Annotated in this window: 17 protein-coding genes; 6 read left to right on the top strand and 11 right to left on the bottom strand. The window is 46.9% G+C overall.

What is annotated here, in order from left to right; all coding sequences use genetic code 11:
* The first annotated feature begins 115 nt into the window (after positions 1 to 115).
* The 4 genes from fghA to AB3R30_RS25395 all read left to right on the top strand — a co-directional run bounded on the left by fghA (position 116) and on the right by AB3R30_RS25395 (position 3,413).
* Positions 116 to 964: an S-formylglutathione hydrolase gene (fghA, locus tag AB3R30_RS25410; RefSeq protein ID WP_458652003.1), complete on the top strand. Its 849-nt coding sequence runs from the start codon at positions 116 to 118 to the stop codon at positions 962 to 964.
* A gap of 254 nt (positions 965 to 1,218) precedes the next feature.
* Entirely contained in the window at positions 1,219 to 2,187 is a 969-nt protein-coding gene (locus AB3R30_RS25405; protein WP_458652002.1) for a sodium-dependent bicarbonate transport family permease, read from the top strand.
* 4 nt (positions 2,188 to 2,191) lie between these two features.
* Entirely contained in the window at positions 2,192 to 2,503 is a 312-nt protein-coding gene (locus AB3R30_RS25400) for a P-II family nitrogen regulator (protein WP_458652001.1), read from the top strand.
* A gap of 196 nt (positions 2,504 to 2,699) precedes the next feature.
* Positions 2,700 to 3,413, top strand: a complete 714-nt coding sequence (locus AB3R30_RS25395; protein WP_458652000.1) for a carbonic anhydrase — start codon at positions 2,700 to 2,702, stop codon at positions 3,411 to 3,413.
* An 11-nt stretch (positions 3,414 to 3,424) separates the two neighbouring features.
* Here AB3R30_RS25395 and AB3R30_RS25390 read toward each other — a convergent pair whose 3' ends face one another.
* The 6 genes from AB3R30_RS25390 to AB3R30_RS25365 form a co-directional block, all read right to left on the bottom strand.
* Positions 3,425 to 4,000 (bottom strand): NADPH-dependent FMN reductase, encoded by a 576-nt coding sequence (locus tag AB3R30_RS25390; RefSeq protein WP_458651999.1) that lies wholly within the window; start codon positions 3,998 to 4,000, stop codon positions 3,425 to 3,427.
* Positions 4,001 to 4,320: 320 nt separating this feature from the next.
* Complete coding sequence (locus AB3R30_RS25385) at positions 4,321 to 4,803, bottom strand: AAC(3)-I family aminoglycoside N-acetyltransferase (protein WP_458652004.1); 483 nt, start codon at positions 4,801 to 4,803, stop codon at positions 4,321 to 4,323.
* Between the two features lie 99 nt (positions 4,804 to 4,902).
* Entirely contained in the window at positions 4,903 to 5,331 is a 429-nt protein-coding gene (locus AB3R30_RS25380) for a nuclear transport factor 2 family protein (protein WP_458651998.1), read from the bottom strand.
* A gap of 347 nt (positions 5,332 to 5,678) precedes the next feature.
* Positions 5,679 to 5,978: a type II toxin-antitoxin system RelE/ParE family toxin gene (locus tag AB3R30_RS25375; protein ID WP_458651997.1), complete on the bottom strand. Its 300-nt coding sequence runs from the start codon at positions 5,976 to 5,978 to the stop codon at positions 5,679 to 5,681.
* Positions 5,979 to 5,980: 2 nt separating this feature from the next.
* Positions 5,981 to 6,241 carry a ribbon-helix-helix domain-containing protein gene (locus tag AB3R30_RS25370; protein WP_458651996.1) on the bottom strand — a complete coding sequence of 87 codons (261 nt, stop codon included), beginning with the start codon at positions 6,239 to 6,241 and terminating at the stop codon, positions 5,981 to 5,983.
* Positions 6,242 to 6,386: 145 nt separating this feature from the next.
* Positions 6,387 to 6,587 carry a hypothetical protein gene (locus AB3R30_RS25365; RefSeq protein ID WP_458651995.1) on the bottom strand — a complete coding sequence of 67 codons (201 nt, stop codon included), beginning with the start codon at positions 6,585 to 6,587 and terminating at the stop codon, positions 6,387 to 6,389.
* A gap of 178 nt (positions 6,588 to 6,765) precedes the next feature.
* Between AB3R30_RS25365 and AB3R30_RS25360 the strand changes: the two genes are divergently transcribed.
* Together AB3R30_RS25360 and AB3R30_RS25355 are read left to right on the top strand one after the other, a co-directional pair.
* Positions 6,766 to 7,020, top strand: a complete 255-nt coding sequence (locus tag AB3R30_RS25360; protein WP_458651994.1) for a DUF4160 domain-containing protein — start codon at positions 6,766 to 6,768, stop codon at positions 7,018 to 7,020.
* The gene (locus AB3R30_RS25355; protein ID WP_458651993.1) at positions 6,983 to 7,252 is read left to right on the top strand and encodes a DUF2442 domain-containing protein; all 270 of its coding nucleotides are present in this window, start codon (positions 6,983 to 6,985) and stop codon (positions 7,250 to 7,252) included. The genes AB3R30_RS25360 and AB3R30_RS25355 overlap by 38 nt, the downstream gene beginning before the upstream one ends.
* A gap of 92 nt (positions 7,253 to 7,344) precedes the next feature.
* On the opposite strand, the gene AB3R30_RS25350 is transcribed toward AB3R30_RS25355, so the two are convergent.
* The 5 genes from AB3R30_RS25350 to AB3R30_RS25330 form a co-directional block, all read right to left on the bottom strand.
* Positions 7,345 to 8,124, bottom strand: a complete 780-nt coding sequence (locus AB3R30_RS25350; protein ID WP_458651992.1) for a hypothetical protein — start codon at positions 8,122 to 8,124, stop codon at positions 7,345 to 7,347.
* A gap of 242 nt (positions 8,125 to 8,366) precedes the next feature.
* Complete coding sequence (locus AB3R30_RS25345) at positions 8,367 to 10,163, bottom strand: ABC transporter ATP-binding protein (protein ID WP_458651991.1); 1,797 nt, start codon at positions 10,161 to 10,163, stop codon at positions 8,367 to 8,369.
* Positions 10,164 to 10,648: 485 nt separating this feature from the next.
* The gene (locus tag AB3R30_RS25340) at positions 10,649 to 11,017 is read right to left on the bottom strand and encodes a transposase (protein ID WP_458651990.1); all 369 of its coding nucleotides are present in this window, start codon (positions 11,015 to 11,017) and stop codon (positions 10,649 to 10,651) included.
* Positions 11,018 to 11,269: 252 nt separating this feature from the next.
* Positions 11,270 to 11,461, bottom strand: coding sequence for a transposase (locus tag AB3R30_RS25335; protein ID WP_458651989.1), 192 nt, complete (start codon positions 11,459 to 11,461; stop codon positions 11,270 to 11,272).
* A 129-nt stretch (positions 11,462 to 11,590) separates the two neighbouring features.
* Entirely contained in the window at positions 11,591 to 16,807 is a 5,217-nt protein-coding gene (locus AB3R30_RS25330) for an ATP-binding protein (RefSeq protein WP_458651988.1), read from the bottom strand.
* Between the last annotated feature and the right edge of the window lie 392 nt (positions 16,808 to 17,199).

The following is a 17,199-nucleotide window of genomic DNA, read 5'->3' as shown; positions in this document are numbered from 1 at the left end:
TCAAAACTCAAAACTCAAAACTCAAAACTCAAAACTCAAAACTCAAAACTCAAAACTCAAAACTCAAAACTCAAAACAGTATTAGTATCACCCCTCCTACTAGGGAACCTATTTTATGATCTCCGCTCCCGACTTGATTAGCCAAACTCGCTGCTTTGATGGCACTTTGGGATTTTACAAGCACTTTTCCTCTAGCTGTCGTAGTGAAATGAAGTTTTCGGTGTATCAACCGCCCCAAGCGATCGCGTCTCCAGTTCCCGTGTTGTATTACCTATCCGGCTTGACCTGCACGGAAGAGAATGTCATGGCAAAATCGGGAGTGCAGCAATATGCGGCAGAACAGGGGCTAATGCTGGTAGCTTCTGATACGAGTCCTCGCGATACAGGAATTCCGGGTGAAACTGATGACTGGGATTTTGGCATCGGTGCCGGATTTTATGTGGATGCGATCGCTGAACCGTGGAGCCAGCACTACCAAATGTACTCCTATGTGGTGAATGAACTACCCGCGCTGATCGCCGCCCACTTTCCGGTGCTGCCCGATCGCCAAGGGATTTTTGGGCATTCTATGGGAGGGCATGGAGCGTTGGTTTGTGCCTTGAAAAATCGCGATCGCTACCGTTCTGTCTCTGCCTTTGCGCCAATCTGTGCGCCGATGCGGTGCCCTTGGGGACAAAAAGCTTTCACCCATTATCTGGGCAATGATAAAACTCAATGGCACACCTACGACGCTAGCGAACTGGTTTTAACGGCTAGTTTTCCCGGCTCCATTTTGATCGACCAAGGCGGCGCAGATCAATTTCTTAACAATCAACTCATGCCAGATGTATTTGAGCAAGCCTGCAAAACGGCTGGACAATCGCTCATCCTACGCCGTCAAGCGGGCTATGACCATAGCTATTATTTCATCGCCACGTTTATCGCTGACCACGTTCGCCATCATGCGATCGCTTTGTATGCCTAATCGCCATGCCTAGTCGCCCTTAGCGATTCATAGAACTCATGTGCTGAGCGGGATTAAGCTATTGACAGGTCATAATTCCTCCTTCACTTATTTTTAGTCACTTCCCTCATTACTCACGCAAGAAGTCTAATTTCAACCCATTTAATTGACAGCAGGTGACAATCCGCGATACATCATGAGTCAATAGTCACGTCAATTTTTTACATGCAACGTTTTTTGAATACTTGGGTTTATTTGCTTCAGGAGGGATGGGCATGGATGGTAGCTTGATCCTTTCCAATATCCTGAATCCGCCGATCCTATTTTTCTTTTTAGGAATTACGGCTGTTCTGGTCAAGTCAGATTTAGAAATTCCTCCTCCAGTTCCTAAACTGCTGTCGCTATACCTCTTGTTTGCGATCGGGTTTAAGGGCGGCGTTGAACTGATCAAAAGCGGAGTAACGCAGGAGGTTATCCTGGCACTGGTTGCCGCAATCCTCATGGCGTGTTTCGTGCCAGTCTACACGTTCTTTATTTTGCGGCTGAAGCTCGATCATTATGATGCCGCCGCGATCGCTGCCACCTATGGCTCGATCAGCGCCGTCACCTTCATCACTGCCAGCGCCTTTCTAACCGAGTTGGGCATTGGATTTGATGGCTACATGGTCGCCGCGCTTGCCTTGATGGAATCCCCCGCCATCATTGTGGGATTGATCCTGGTCAATCTATTTACAGCCGACGAAAAACGAGAATTTGTCTGGTCTGAAGTGTTGAGAGATGCCTTTTTGAACAGTTCGGTTTTTCTGCTCGTGGGTAGCTTGCTGATTGGGGTTCTCAGTGGAGAACATGGCTGGAAGGTAATGGAACCCTTTGCCCAAGGGCTATTTTATGGCATTCTTACTTTCTTTTTGCTAGACATGGGACTTGTCGCTGCCCGAAGAATTAAAGACTTGCAAAAAACCGGAGTTTTCCTAGTCTCATTTGCCATACTGATTCCTATACTCAATGCCGGACTTGGTATTGCGATCGCCAAATTAATTGGAATGTCTCAGGGAAATGCACTTCTTTTTGCGGTGTTGTGCGCCAGTGCCTCCTATATTGCTGTTCCCGCAGCCATGCGGCTCACGGTGCCTGAAGCAAACCCTAGCCTATACGTTTCAACCGCTCTAGCCGTCACCTTCCCCTTCAATATCACTGTTGGCATTCCGCTTTATCTATACGTCATTGATCTGTTCTGGAGATGATAGTATGCACACCGTTAAAAGAATTGAAATTATTGCCAACTCTTTCGAGCTTGGCAAGCTGTTAGACAGTTTAGATAAAGCAGGGGTTCATGGTCATGCGGTCATTCGCAATGTTGCCGGAAAAGGCTTGCGCGACGGAAACGAAGATCTTGATATGACGATGCTAGACAATGTTTATATCATCGCGTTTTGTATGCCCGATTTGATTAAGCCTGTTGTGGAAAATATTACTCCTTTGCTCAATAAGTTTGGAGGAACTTGCTATATCTCAGAAGTGATGGAGATTCGCTCTATGAGATGTGTGGCATCCCTGTAGGCGCGTGAATTAGTTAGATAACTGCACATTGGTTAGATAACTGCATTGATTGGATAACTTTAAGTAAGGGCAGGTTTTGCAGTTGATGGACTAGCGAAACCATTCAAGCGGTAAAACTTGCCCCAATAGAAGTAGTCTCTTTTCTTCTAAAAATCTCCTGGGTCTTAATTTTGTCAACAATCTTAAATAAAAAGATATGAACTTTAAAGAACGCTTTGGCGATCGCCGTCATTTTCTACAAGTAAGCACGGCAGCAACCCTCATGCTGGCAACTGCCAGTAATTTAGGCTGGCGGGTGCAGCAGGCAGAAGCGGCTGAGTTGCCCAGTGATACTCTATCTAAGCCAGATGCCGCCCTGAAAGAATTGCTCGAAGGCAATCGACGGTTTACGCGACACCAGCCGCAATATCCTCATCAGTCTCAAGCCCGAATGCAAGAGCTTGCCCAAGTCCAGCATCCTTTTGCCACTGTTTTGACCTGTGCCGATTCGCGGGTGCCCGTTGAGCTTTTGTTTGACCAAGGCATTGGCGATATTTTTGATATTCGCGTTGCGGGAAATATTGCAACTCCAGAAACCGTTGGCAGCATTGAATATGCAGTTGCCCTGTTGGGAACACCCGTGGTGATGGTGCTGGGTCATGAGCGCTGTGGAGCCGTGACTGCTGCGGTTAAAAATGAACCGCTACCTGGTCAGATTGGCAGCTTTGTGCAGGCAATTTTACCGGCTGTAGCCAACGCGAAGGGGCTGTCGGGCGATGTCGTGGATAATGCGGTGATTGCCAATGTGCAGTATCAAATTGAACAGTTGAAGCGATCGCCCGTTTTAATCGAGCGGCTGCGATCGGGCGATCTAAAAATTGTGGGAGGTCGCTATGACCTGGATACAGGCATAGTCAAACTTGTGACTTAATAAAGTCTGACTTACGTTGCCAATTGGGTGGCGATCGCCGCTAGCTTGCTACCCAAGGTTTGAATATCAGTGCGCTGCTTTTCATCCTTCAGGTTGCCTGCTTCATCAAACGCTTGATAGGCATTAGGGATAGCTTTTTGGTCGGGCAATACTAGCACCCCGATATTTTGCAAAATCGATCGCACATGGATTAGCCCCCGTAAGCCACCTAAACCACCGGGCGAAGTTGCCATTAACACCGCAACTTTATCGCGAAAACAGGCAAGGGATGCTTCGCCCGGAGCCGGACGAGATGCCCAATCTATCGCGTTTTTTAGCAAGGGCGAAATTGAACTGTTGTATTCTGGGCTAGCAATTAAAAATCCCTGATGCTCTTTCAGCAGCGTCTTAAATTGAATTACAGTACTGGGTAACCCTTCAGCGGTTTCCAGATCTTCGTCATAAAGCGGCATCGGTAGATCCTTGAAATCTATGTAGGTTACTTCTGCGCCTGCTGTCTTTGCACCATCTGCCGCAACTTTCACTAGCTTTTTGTTGAATGAGTCAGTCCGGGCGCTTCCCGCAAAAGCAAGAATTTTAATAGTCATCGGTTTCAGAGTAGAAGGGTAGTTATAGAAAATTCTAGAAGATTAAATGGCTGCATAACCAGATTTATTGGCGATCGCGCATCTGCAAAAAACGGTTTTAACCCAGTCAGAACTAACCTAATCTTTGATAACTGGGTATCTCAAGACGTTGATCAGAGGGTCTATAAGTTATTCAGTTGCAGTTTTATTTTTAATTGGCTTTAAACTGCTTGTAAAAGTCTTAGGTAGTGTGTAGTAGTATCAGCGATCGCAACTTATCTGGTGTTAAATCAAGTTTTATTTCAGTCCTTAGCCAATCACCTAAGCCATTGACAGCTTAATTATGCATCATCATTACTGACCGCAACAGCAATATCAAAATGAAGTACATCTTCGCGTATCCCAAGCTTTGTATAGAGTGCGATCGCAGGATCATCCTCAATATCCGCCTGCACAAAAATAACATAGGCTGCTCGTGCTAAAGCGATCTTTTTTAGTTCCTGGATTAACGCGGTAGCAATACCCTCGCGTCGATGTGCTGCTGCAACAGCCAGATCATAAATATAAATTTCACTACGCTCCTGCTCAAATTTCTGGAGTTCATAGGCAGCGAGACCTCCAACTACTGATCCATTTTTTAACGCTACAAGTGCGATGAAATGATCACTGCCTAGCAATCGCTTAAGATAGGCAGTACTTGGGCGAAACGCGCTATAGGTATCAACTTCCTCGAAAGCCTCACCAAAGGTAGTCAATAAGCTCTCCATCATTGCCAGGTCGTTGGCAGAAAGCTGACGAATGCTAATTGGCTCAAAGGATGACATTTCCACCTGTTAATTCCTATTTGATTTAAGAGGGTGAGTATATTGCTGACCCCGCGATCGCGGTCAATCACCTTAAGTTCCCTAACGGTTATGCGGCAATTAAGATATCCGCTCCCATCGCAGCTTTCTATCAAATTCTTGAATGGGCACATCATTGATGCTAGCTTCGCGTCTCCGCATTAATCCATTGTCTGCAAACTCCCACTGTTCATTCCCATAAGATCGATACCAGTAGCCAGAATCATCGTGCCATTCATACTCAAAACGAACAGAAATTCGATTCTCTGTAAAACTCCACAGTTCTTTCTTCAATCGGTATTCTAGTTCTTTTGCCCATTTCCGTTTCAAGAACGCCTTGATTTGTTCTCGTCCGTTAAGGAATTCAGCACGATTGCGCCACTGAGAATCCTCAGTGTATGCCAAAGCAACTCGATCTGGATCACAAGTATTCCAGGCATCTTCAGCCGCCTGTACTTTAGCTTTGGCAGTTTCTAGAGTAAATGGAGGGAGAGGGGGTTTAGTTTCCATTTTGAGGACTCCGATTGAGAATAGGAATGAAATTATCAACAACCCACGCAATCGCGTCCTGTTCGCTTTCAGGCAATGCTTGCAACCTCGCGATCGTAGCTACTCAAATTGAAACATCAAAACTGCACTCTATTATCGCTGCTTTTGCTGTTGAGTTTTGTAGTGGTCTATTAAATTATGATGAGGGGCGATCGCTAATCATGCTAGCTCAGGCAATTACCTCAAGTCACCTAACGTGCTTATCACCCACTGCAAATAACCTCGAATTCCAACCGATCATCTTCCGGCAGTCGGGTACATGGGCATTGTTGGAGTGTTGTTCTTTTTCAGATTTCCCAGAGGACATCTTAATGGAATTCCTCAAAAAGAGTCGGGAAGTCACGACGACCACTCACAACCCGCAGAATTTCAATACCGTCATCCAGAATCCTGTAGAAAATGACATAGCCTTCCAGAGATAATCCTCGAAGGTCAGGACGGATTGTCGCATAGCTTTTGCCACTGTTCGGAAACGTAACAAGTTGCTGACACTTGCGGTTGAAGTCGCGAAAAAAATGATCGCCTGCTTCGAGGCTATTTTCAGAAAAGTAGTCAGCGATATCGTTGAGATCTCGGCTGGCAAGAATATTGATGACGTAGCGACTCATGCCTATGCCTGATTTGATTGCTGGAACCGTTCTAAGATCTGGTTAACGAACGCTTCGCCATCAATTGGGGAGGTATGGGTCGAGGCTTCAACTGCTGCATCAATTTTGGTGCGGACTTCCTCTACCCACTCAGCATCGGCGCGATCGTACTCATTCAACAGTCGTAGAGCCATTTCAAGCACTTCTTCTACAGAGCGGTACTTACCAGACTGTAGTTTAGTCTGAATCAGGCGCTCTTGAGCAGGGGTAAGACTGATGCTCATAAAATTTCTCGGTTAAATCTGCTTACTATTTTAGGCTGGAAACTTAATTTTTATAGCCATGAACCCGATAAGCCACATCACTGTACCTCTAGCATGGTATCCAAGACTTCTCAATAAGCGTAGACTTGGATAGCTTGAATCTTCGTCAAGTTCTTGAGTTTTCTGCACGGTACTCAATCATTGCGATCGCAGCAAGTTTTGCAAGAATATCTGGCGAACGCGAAAATGCTTCATCCCAACGCCGATCGTCCTCAATTTCTTCCAGGATCATTGAAGCGATCTCGTCCTGTTCGCTTTCAGGCAATGCTTGCAACCTCGCGATCGCATACTCAAGTAGCTCAGTCATCGCTACTCTACCTAAACATCAGAATCTATTATCGCTGCTTTTGCTGTTGAGTTTTGTAGTGTTCTATCAAATCGATGATGAGGGGCGATCGCTGACCCCACTTTCCAGTCAATCACCTCAAGCCACCTAACGGCTACGACTGCTGCTAGGCTGAGGGACTTGAGTATAATTTTAGAGTATGCCAACAATTTTACGAATCGGTTCCTACCGCTTTTACTTCTACAGCCATGAACCCAATGAACCACCGCATATACACGTTGACCGGGACGATGCCACAGCAAAGTTTTGGTTGGAGCCAATCAGCTTGGCAACCAGTATTGGATTTAGTGCAAAAGAACAGCGGAAGTTACAGACGATAGTAAAAGAGAACCAGGAAATTTTATTGGAGGCTTGGAATGGGTATTTTGGCAATTCGGGCAGACGAGAGGGTTAAAAACGTTTCCTTTACAGAGAAAACAATCAGTGTCGATTTAATGGATGGGCGGACAATTACTGTTCCTCTGGCATGGTATCCAAGACTTCTCAATGCTTTACCTGAGCAACGAACAAAGTGGGAAGTATGCGGTGGCGGTTACGGTATTCACTGGGAAGAAATAGATGAGGATCTCAGCACAGAGGGGATGCTGAGGGGGGCACCTGCTCCAAAAGCCTCGGTTTTGATTTAAGAGGGTGAGTATATCGCTGACTCCGCTATCCCAGTCGATAACCTCATGCCACTAACTCCGTTGCATTGCGCTTATTGGGTGGCTCGGCTGATTTAACTTCGAGCTTCCCCTGGCAAGACAATTGCCTTAGAACGAGAGAGTATTGACCTATCTTCAGTTTCGATTCGCGATGTAAAAGAACCAATCTTTTGTTCTAAGAATACAAACCACTTTCTACCTAAATCATCAATAAAGTGTACAAGTTGATCGTTCACACGATCACTATAGGATGGATTCCAAATCAATTTTGGCTCGTCTGATCCGGATATTTCCACATAGCGATTTATTGTCATATACAAAAAGCAATCAATTGAGGAGTATGAATGGATAAGCGCATCACAAGCCAGCGCATGAACCAAATCTGGCGCTATGCTAGTGAAACCATCATTAACGAGAATTAGGGTTCCATGAGGCTTACTAAACTTAAAGTATTCTTTTGTCTCTCGAATCTGACGATTTGCCTTCTTCAATATCCGAACAATAGCTGGTCTTGCCAAGCGAACAAATTCTGTTCGGAACCACACCGGATATTTCCCATCTCCCCCGAAAAGGGACGGTCGCCATTCTGGCTCCTCTTTCACCAAGCGTTTCAATAGGTTCTCTAGTCCGCTATTTGCAGCTTTAGTCTGAAGGAACTCTGTCTCAATTTCTTTTAATTCTAATATCGTACTCACTTCTTCAAATAAATAGTCAGCGTTATCAAAGTCAGGAGATTTTGAAAGAAGATCCGCAATGCGCTTACCACCAACAGTAGTGACGAACTCCGTCCATGTCTCTTCAACGTGTAACTTATCATGCGGTCCTACATCCCAAAAATCTGGTATCTCAGCCATAGCCACACTCGTCAGAAGTAAATTCGCAACATACTATTAAATCTACCAAACTATTAATTATGCGGAAACTTTCCGTATATTTCATTGTTGGGCGGCTACCCCGAAACTTTTAGGGTCAACTCACTTTTGAAGCTACTATCCCAAAAGCTTTTATATAGTGCCCGCTTGCAGGATGTTATCCCAAAAATTTTGTTGTAACTTCAGCACGATCGCCCTGATATTGCCTACACGTTGATTGATGACTAGATACTAATCACTGATTCCTCCGTTTTCCCTAGCTGAAGGGCGTAGAGGTTGGCATAAACACCCTGTTGGGCAATCAGTTCAGCATGGGTGCCCTGTTCGACGATTTGCCCTTGCTGGATCACTAATACTTGATCGGCTTGAATGACGGTGCTGAGGCGATGGGCGATCACAAAGCTAGTGCGGTTTTCTAAGAGACGGGCGATCGCAGCCTGTACCAATGCTTCGGTGCGAGTATCAATGCTGCTGGTTGCTTCATCCAAAATCAGAATGCGCGGATCGATCAACACTGCACGGGCAATGCTGATGAGCTGGCGCTGTCCCTGGCTCAACGGTGCGCCCCGTTCCCCTAGCTGGGTCGTGTAGCCGTGAGACAGCGAAGTAATGAACTCATGCACATTTGCCGCCTGAGCCGCCGCTTCGATCGCCGCCTGACTTGCCTGGGGTTGCCCAAAGGCAATGTTTTCAGCCACCGTGCCGCTAAACAGTAGATTATCTTGCAGCACAATGCCAATTTGTCGGCGCAAGCTAGTTTGAGTCACATTGCGAACATCAACATCATCGATCGTCACTTTGCCGCCAGAGACATCATAGAAGCGCGGAATTAAATTGATGATCGTGCTTTTGCCCGCTCCCGTTGCCCCCACTAAAGCAATCATTTGTCCGGGTTCGGCATGGAGACTAACGCCTTTCAGCACCAACTGATCGGCGGAGTAGCCAAAAGTGACCTGCTCAAACTTCACCTCTCCTCGCAGGGGTAGCATTTCTATTGCATTCGCTGCATCTGTAAGCTCGGCAGGTTCATCCAGTAGCGAAAAGATTCGCTCCAGTCCGGCAAAGGCAGATTGAGCCTGGGTATAAAATTGACTGAGAATTTGAATTGGGCGAAAGAACTGCTGCACATAGAGCAAAAACGCCGTGACTACGCCTACGGTAGCAGCGCCCGTCACTGCGAGATAGCCGCCATAGGCAAGAACTCCAGCGGTTGCCAAACTATTGAGAAAGTCGATCGAGGGCAGAAAAGCAGCGGTGATCGCCACTGCCTGCACATTGGCATCGCGATTAGCCGCATTCAACAGGCTAAACTCTTCAATATTCAGGTCAACTCGATTAAATGCCTGAGCTTCTTTGACGCTGCCAATGTCTTCTTCCAGCTTGGCAGATAGGTCGCCGATGGTTTGGCGGGTGACGCGAAATCTGGCTCGTGCCCAGCGCGCAAATAAACCTGTGGTAAAAATCATCAGCGGTACGGCTAAGTTGCTGATCAAGCCAAGTTGGAGGTTAATCGCCAGCATGGCAATAACGATGCCCAGTAGACTAAATAAATTACCTAGCATTTGTGCCACAGTTTGCCCAAATGCCTGGTTGACGGTGCTGACATCGTTTAACAATCGGCTCATGAGGTCGCCTGCTTCACTGCGATCGAAAAAACTGAGGGGCAAACTTTGAATTTTGGCAAAAATATCCTGTCGCAGTTGAGCAAGCAATCGCTGCATAATCCAGCCGACCCGCAAAATCTGCCCTCGAATAGCTGTAACCCCGATCAGATAAATCAGCGCTAAGCCACCTAGTAGCAAAAACAAACCCTGTAGATTTCCCTGAGCAATTAGATGGTCGAGTGACCAACCGAGGAAGAAGGGACCCACTGCTTGAGTAGCAGCACCAATCAAAATTAGGGCAAGGGCGATCGGAATTTCTTTGCGATACGGCTGAAAATATTGCAAAAATCGCCGAATTGTGGAGAGTTGCCGAGTTGCTTTTTGCTCAGATGCGACTACGGGGCTCGGCACTCTCATAGGGTTTCCTTTCGCTGCAAGGGGCTAATGTAGATGTGGGCGATCGCTGAATAATAAATGCTGGAGTGGTTTAATTCCAGGAACGCTTTAAATCTACCATCCCTTCTCACATGCAACTACTTCACGCAGCAATAGCATTTTCTCAGCAAAAACTAATCGTTTTGCTAGGGCTGCCTCATATTGCGATCGTTTTACCTACGTAACTTCAGAAACCCCAACGGTGAAGTTGTGCGGCGGCAGATAACCTTGACAACTCGACCAGCGACTTTCGACCGTCCGCTGCGTTTTAATAGTTATGCCGCTCAGTTAATGAATTAGTTTGAGTTTTCTAAAACACGATTACTTTGTCCCGGAATATGTACGCTATGTCACTGGATTATCCTGAATACGAAGAATTACGCAAGAAAAGTAGGTTCTTGGGGTGACTCTGGCGGATTGGTGACATCGGTTACTATTTGGGTTTAGAGAGTGTTTGTAAAGGAGCATTAAGCGATTTTTTCTTTCCATCTTCTGCAATTGTTTTCTAAACGCCGCAGCATCAATCGAATCATGGCAACATACACCATTCCCTGGTGATTTTCTGGTAAGCGTTCGTAGTCTCGTGTTAATCCTCGACAATTTTCGAGCCATGCCCCTGTCCGCTCCACGACCCATCGCTTCGGTTGCACTGAGAAGCCCTTGTCCTGATGCGCTACAATCTCAAATTCAACGCCATACACCGCTGCTAAATCCACTTCTAGATCGCCTCGATACCCTTGGTCTGCCAAAATCTTAGCCAGTCGTTCATCGGTTTCTATCCTCTCAAACAACACCCAAGGCGCTGCTTTAACATCTGCTTGGTTGGCAGCCCCCACATGACATTTGAGAACTAATCCTAAGACATCGACGAGGATAGTTCGTTTTCATCCCTTGACCTTTTTGAAGCCATCTACGCCGATTTTCTCCCCCCTTTTTTTCCCACTCTGACCGATTGGCTATCAATGACTCCTAAACTCGGTTCGTCTGCTCGTCCTGCTGAACGTCGCACTTCCTTGACCAAAGACTGGTTGAGCGATTCCCAGATTCCTAAACGCACCCATAAGCGAAAGTATCCATATACGGTTTTGCTAAGCTGGAAAATCAGCCGGCAAGTTACGCCACTTCACCCCATTTTCCACCCGGTAAAAAATGGCATTCAAGACTTCTCGTAAATCCACTTCCCGCAATCGTCCTACGGGTTTTTCTGTGGGCAACAAAGGTTCAATTCTTTGCCACTCTGCGTTAGTTAAATCACTGCTATAAGTTTTGAGTTGTCCCATGTCTCGACCTTGATACAGCCTAATTTCTTGATAAGATTTTTGGCTGAATACGTAAACCTACTCGCAATAGTTATTTACAAACATACTCGTAGTATCAATTGCATTTTGATTTAAGGCAGTTTGATTGAATTATCTAGAGGTCATTGAATTGACGATCGCATTAATTAACTGTTCTGGTTCAACAGGCTTTGTGACGTGATCTTGAAATCCTGCTTCCGTGATTTGTTGATGATCAGCTTCTCCAGCGTAGGCAGTTAAGGCGATCGCGGGAATTTGGCTTGCTAGTAGTGGAAATTGCGATCGAACCTCCCGGATTAGCATATAGCCATCTACTTCTGGCATTCCAATATCGCTCACCAAAACATCGATCGATAATTGCTTGAAAGCCTCGATCGCTTCCAGCGCAGAGGTTACCGAAATAACAGTAGCGCCATCTTGTTGCAAAATGAACGTCGCGAAATCGCGTGAATCGGCATCATCATCAACCACTAATATTGTTAATCCAATCAGCGATCGCGATTTGAAGGTAAGGGTAACAGGACTCTTATTTTCATTCAATGCAGCAGGTTGTTTTAATAAAGGAAGCTGCACTGTAAACGTTGCGCCTTGCCCTTCCCCATCACTGGCGGCAAAGACATTGCCACCATGTAAATCAACAATTTGACGGGCGATCGCCAGCCCTAAACCCAACCCACCAAATTTACGAGTTGTGGCTCCATCTGCCTGTCGAAAATAGTCAAATACATAGGGAAGAAATTCTGGACTAATGCCTTTGCCCGTGTCGCTAATTTGAATGTTGGCATGAGTAGAGGTTTGGGTTAAGCGAACGTCAACCCGTCCACCTTCAGTCGTGAACTTAATCGCATTCGACAGCAAATTCCAAATAACCTGTTGGAGGCGGGCAGCGTCACCTGGAACATGACCCACATTGGGTTCAAAAAACGTTTGAATTTCGATTCGTTTTGCATCAGCGGCAAGGCGAACGGTTTCCTGAGCGGCGGTAATCATAAAAGTCAAATCGACCGGATAAATCGACAGCACCAACTTCCCTTGAAGAATCCGCGAGATATCCAATAGATCTTCAATCAGTTGAGTTTGCAGTTTAGCGTTGCGCTCAATTGTTTCAAAGGCTGCCTCGTATTTATCGGGCTTGACCTTTCCCGTTCGCAGGAGCTTTGCCCAACCCAAAATCGGGTTAAGCGGTGTGCGAAGTTCATGGGACAAAACCGCCAAAAAATCATCTTTCATCCGATTAGCGCGTTCGGCTTCTGCACGGGCAGCGTGTTCTTGTTGCAAAATGCGATCGCGCTCATGTTCGAGTTGCTTTTGGTCTTCAATATCCGTAGCAGAGCCAAACCATTTAACCACTTGTCCCAATTCATTTTTGGCAGCAACAGCTTGATGTAAGTGCCAGCGATATTCCCCATCCATCCGTCGGATTCGTCCTTCAGCTTGATAGCGATCGCCGCTTTGTTGAGCCGCTTGCCAACATTCAGTCAGCTTCGCAATATCATCAACATGAGTAATTGCCTGCCAGCCTTCAGTTTGAACCTGAATTAAGCTCAATCCTGTAAACTCTAGCCAACGCTGATTGACATCAAGTAGGGTGCCTTGAGTATCGGCAATCCATACAAGCTGGGGAATTGACTCTGCTAGATATCGATATCGCTCTTCACTGTGGCGCAGCGCTATTTCTGATTGTTTGGCTTCACTGATATCAATTGTGCTGCCCACAATTCGCATGGGTTCGCCGTCTGCGTTTCGTTCCACGAGTCCTTGATCTTGGACATGGACATAGTGACCCTGTTTATGACGAATGCGATATTCAACCCGATAGCGATCTCTTTGAGCTTGCTGAGTTTGTCCTTCTTGTCGCGATCGCTGCAAATCATCGGGGTGAATTTGCCGATCCCACCAGCCCAGAGTTGGCTCTGCTTCTGCTAAAGAATAGCCCAAGATACGGGTTAACCCTTGTGTTCGGGCGACAAAGTTGGTTTGGATGTCTACGTCATAAATCATCCCTCTCACTGCTGCGGCGGCACGTTCAAAGCGATCGTTTGCCTGCTGCATCTGAAGTTCGACCAACTTTTGGGCATGAATATCTGTAGACGTGCCATACCAACGAATCACTTGCCCTTGCTCATTTTTAACGGGCACTGCTCGTCCTAAATACCAGTGATAAATGCCATCAGAAGCGTGCTTTAAACGAAATTCGGCTTGATAAAGCGTTTTGCTAGCAAGTGCAATCTGCCACTGCTCAAGGTTTGGTTGCACATCATCCGGGTGCATAAACTGAGTCACTTGGGCGCGATCGCGGGTTTGTTCCAGGGTCATCCCAGTGTACTGAAACCATTGATCGCTGATATACTCCAATTCACCCATTGCATCAGTAGTCCAGACAATTTGCGGCATGGCATTAGCAAGCTGACGAAATTTCTCCTCGCTTTGCTTTAGGGCATTCTCAGACTGCTGCCGTTCTGTCTCAATTTGTTTGGCTTTAGTAACGTCTCGATAGAAAATTCCTAAACCCTCTGCTGAAGGATAGGCATGAATTTCAAACCAAGTGTCATAAAGTGGCGGATCAAAATAGTGATGTTCAAAATGAACGGGCACTTGCTCTGTCACTGCCCGTCGATATTGACGCTCCAGATTAGTGCCAACGGATGCTGCCCATACTTCCCAGTGATTTTTACCCAAAGTTTCTGATCGAGGGGTGCCATTGATTCGCGCACTTTCAGCATTTTGATAGATCACGCGCCAATCGCGATCGAGTGCTATAAACGCATCCGTCATACTCTCCAATATTTGGCTAACGCGCTCATAGGCTAATTCGGCTTCCTGCTGGGCAGCTTCACTGGCAATGCGAAGTTCGCGTTCCCGGTCTGTGGCAACTCGTCGAAGGTGAGAGAGCTTTAAAGTTGCATCCACCCGTGCCAACAACTCCCGCGCCGAAAACGGTTTCACCAAATAATCATTGGCTCCCACTGCCAGACCTTCCACCCGCGATTCTTCCCCCGCCCGTGCCGATAGCAAAATTACGGGCACTTCTTTAGTCAATGGATCAGCGCGTAATTGCTGCACTAGCTCTAGCCCATTCAAGTTGGGCATCATCACATCGCTGAGGATTAAATCGGGCGGGGGTTGCTCACGGGCGATCGCCAAGGCAGCCGCGCCATCTGCAACCGTAGTCACTTGATAGTGCGGAGCCAGTAGACCTTTCACATAGTCCCGCATATCGGCGTTGTCGTCGGCGAGGAGAATCTGGGGGGATGGGGAGTTTTGAGTTTTGAGTTTTGAGTTTTGAGTTGTAGAGTTTGGATTGGCTGGAGAGTTTTGAGTTGCAGGCTCGGAATTGAACTGAGAACTCAAAACTGAGAACTCAGAACTATTTTCGGGCAGCCAACGTTGGGCTTCTTCAAGGTAGGCGGCAGTCCCAATGGATACAGAAGATAACAAGGGTGAAGATAGCGAGGGCATGGTGCTAATGCGCTCTGACGGCAGGTGGGCGGTGCCTGTGGGAATGCGGACTGTGAAGCAGGTGCCGCGATCTAAAACGCTGGTAACTGCGATTCCGCAACGCGGATCACCCAAGGGAATCGTGCCTCTATGGAGTTTAACCAAATCTTGCACCAGAGACAGCCCAATGCCGGAGCCTTCATAGCTGCGTCCGTGTGCGCCTTCCACCCGATGAAACCGTTCAAATAAATGGGGCAGTTCAGCGGCGGGAATGCCTGTGCCGGTATCGCGCACAAGTAGGGCAACATGATCGGTGTGCCACTCCAACTTGACTTCAATTTCGCCTGCAAACGTGAACTTAAAAGCATTGGAGAGCAGATTGAGAACAATCTTTTCCCAAAGGTCGAGATCGATATAAATTAATTCTGGCAACGGTGGACAGGTGACCTGGAGTGTCATTCCTGCTCGTTCGATCGCCGACCGAAACATACTTGCCAACTCAGCCGTTAAGGTTGCTAAGTCAGTTGGTGCATAGGTGACCTGTAATCGTCCTGCTTCTATCCGAGAAAAATCGAGCAGGGTATTGACCAATTTTTGTAGACGCAATCCATTGCGCTGCACCATTTTCAACTGCTCTTGTTCCTGCGGATCTATCTTGGGGGCGGTGGTAACCAGCAGATCCTCCAGAGGACCGAGCATCAGGGTTAACGGGGTACGAAATTCGTGGGAAACATTGCTAAAGAAGGTAGTTTTGGCGCGATCGAGTTCTGCCAAGGTTTCTGCGCGGCGACGTTCTGCTTCATAGGCAGTGGCGTTGGCAACGCTAGAAGTAATTTGAGCCGCAACCAGATCAATAAATCCTTGATATTCATCATTGAGGAGGCGATAGGGGTTGAGTCCAACGACCAATACTCCAGCTTGCCCAGTTCCCCCATGGGGTGCAATAGGCACAACCATGGCTTGATAGGGAGACTGATCCCAAGCGCCTGTGGGTAAAGGGTCATAGAGTGATCCCAAATCAGACAGCAAGACTGCTTTGTGCGTTTTGAGAACTTCTGCAAGCGACCAAGCCGAATCAGCATGAAGATCAACTGTTTCAGGGACAGCGGCATGGCTGCGATCGATTCCACTTGTTCCCGCTAAAACAATCTGTTGTTGCTCGGAATCAAGCAAATAAATCATTGCAAACGGAAAGTCATACAGATTGGTTTGCAGACATTGGACGCTGCTAGCACAAGCTTGATCAAAAGTTCGTGCGTCAGCCGTCTTAGCGGCGAGTTCTCGCAATAGGGCTAACTGGCGCTCACCCACAATCCGTTGAGTGTCGTCGGTATTGGCGCAGATAATTCCACCCGTGCCCCCTTGATCGTCGGGAATCGGACTGTAGGAAAAGGTATAGTAAGTTTCCTCTGGATAGCCGTTCCGCTCCATGATTAGTAACAACGCTTCGTCATAGGTGCCTTCATTCTTGAGAATTGCGGATTCTGCTCGCGGTCTAATTTGTTCCCAAATCTCGTGCCACACGGATGATGCAGGCTGTCCTAATGCTTTTGGGTGTTTGCCTCCAACAATATCTCTGTAAGCATCGTTATAAAGATTGATCAGTTCCTTTCCCCACCAAACAAACATTGCCTGACGGGAAGTTAACATAATCCGTACCGCAGTCCTTAAGCTCTGTTGCCATTGCTCTGGCGACCCTAATGAAGTGGATGACCAATCAAACGATCGCATCAAAGCTCCCATTTCGCCGCCACCAGTCAAGCACTGGGCTGTGTTCAATGCTTTTCCTGTGCCACTTGTCTTCATGGCTGAGCCTTCGGTTTGGGATGGCGACTGCATCTCTTTGCTGTCATCGGCGATCGTCTCCATGACTAGAACGTAGCATGGCAATAGTTTGTGTTTTTGGGGAAGTTCTAAAATTGTGGGGCAACAGGTCTAGAACAGTCCTTAAATCATCCCTCAAAATCGTGAATTGACTCAATCCCAAAGTTCGCTAACAGTTAGCTGGTAGTGACAATTATCTACTTTTAGACCCATTTCATAATCTACCTTTTGGGTGAAGTACAGGCGTTAACGAGGGTGAGTATTGAATAAAGGCGGATTAATTGTCGAATGCAGAGTATCGAATGTCGAATACAGATCTGTCATCTTTCGCTATTCGGATTTCGCCATTTGCTTTATTTCTGGGTGTTGCTAAATAGAAGCTGATTTTTGACTGTAGGGATAGGTCTTGTGCCATAGCTGTCAACTAAAAGAAGGAAGCCAGATGTCAAGCGCTAGTG

Origin of the sequence: Sivoneniella epilithica UHCC 1019, from assembly GCF_040830845.1 — a bacterium.
Lineage (GTDB): Bacteria > Cyanobacteriota > Cyanobacteriia > Leptolyngbyales > Leptolyngbyaceae > ULC077BIN1.
This window is presented reverse-complemented; position numbering and strand designations above follow the sequence as displayed.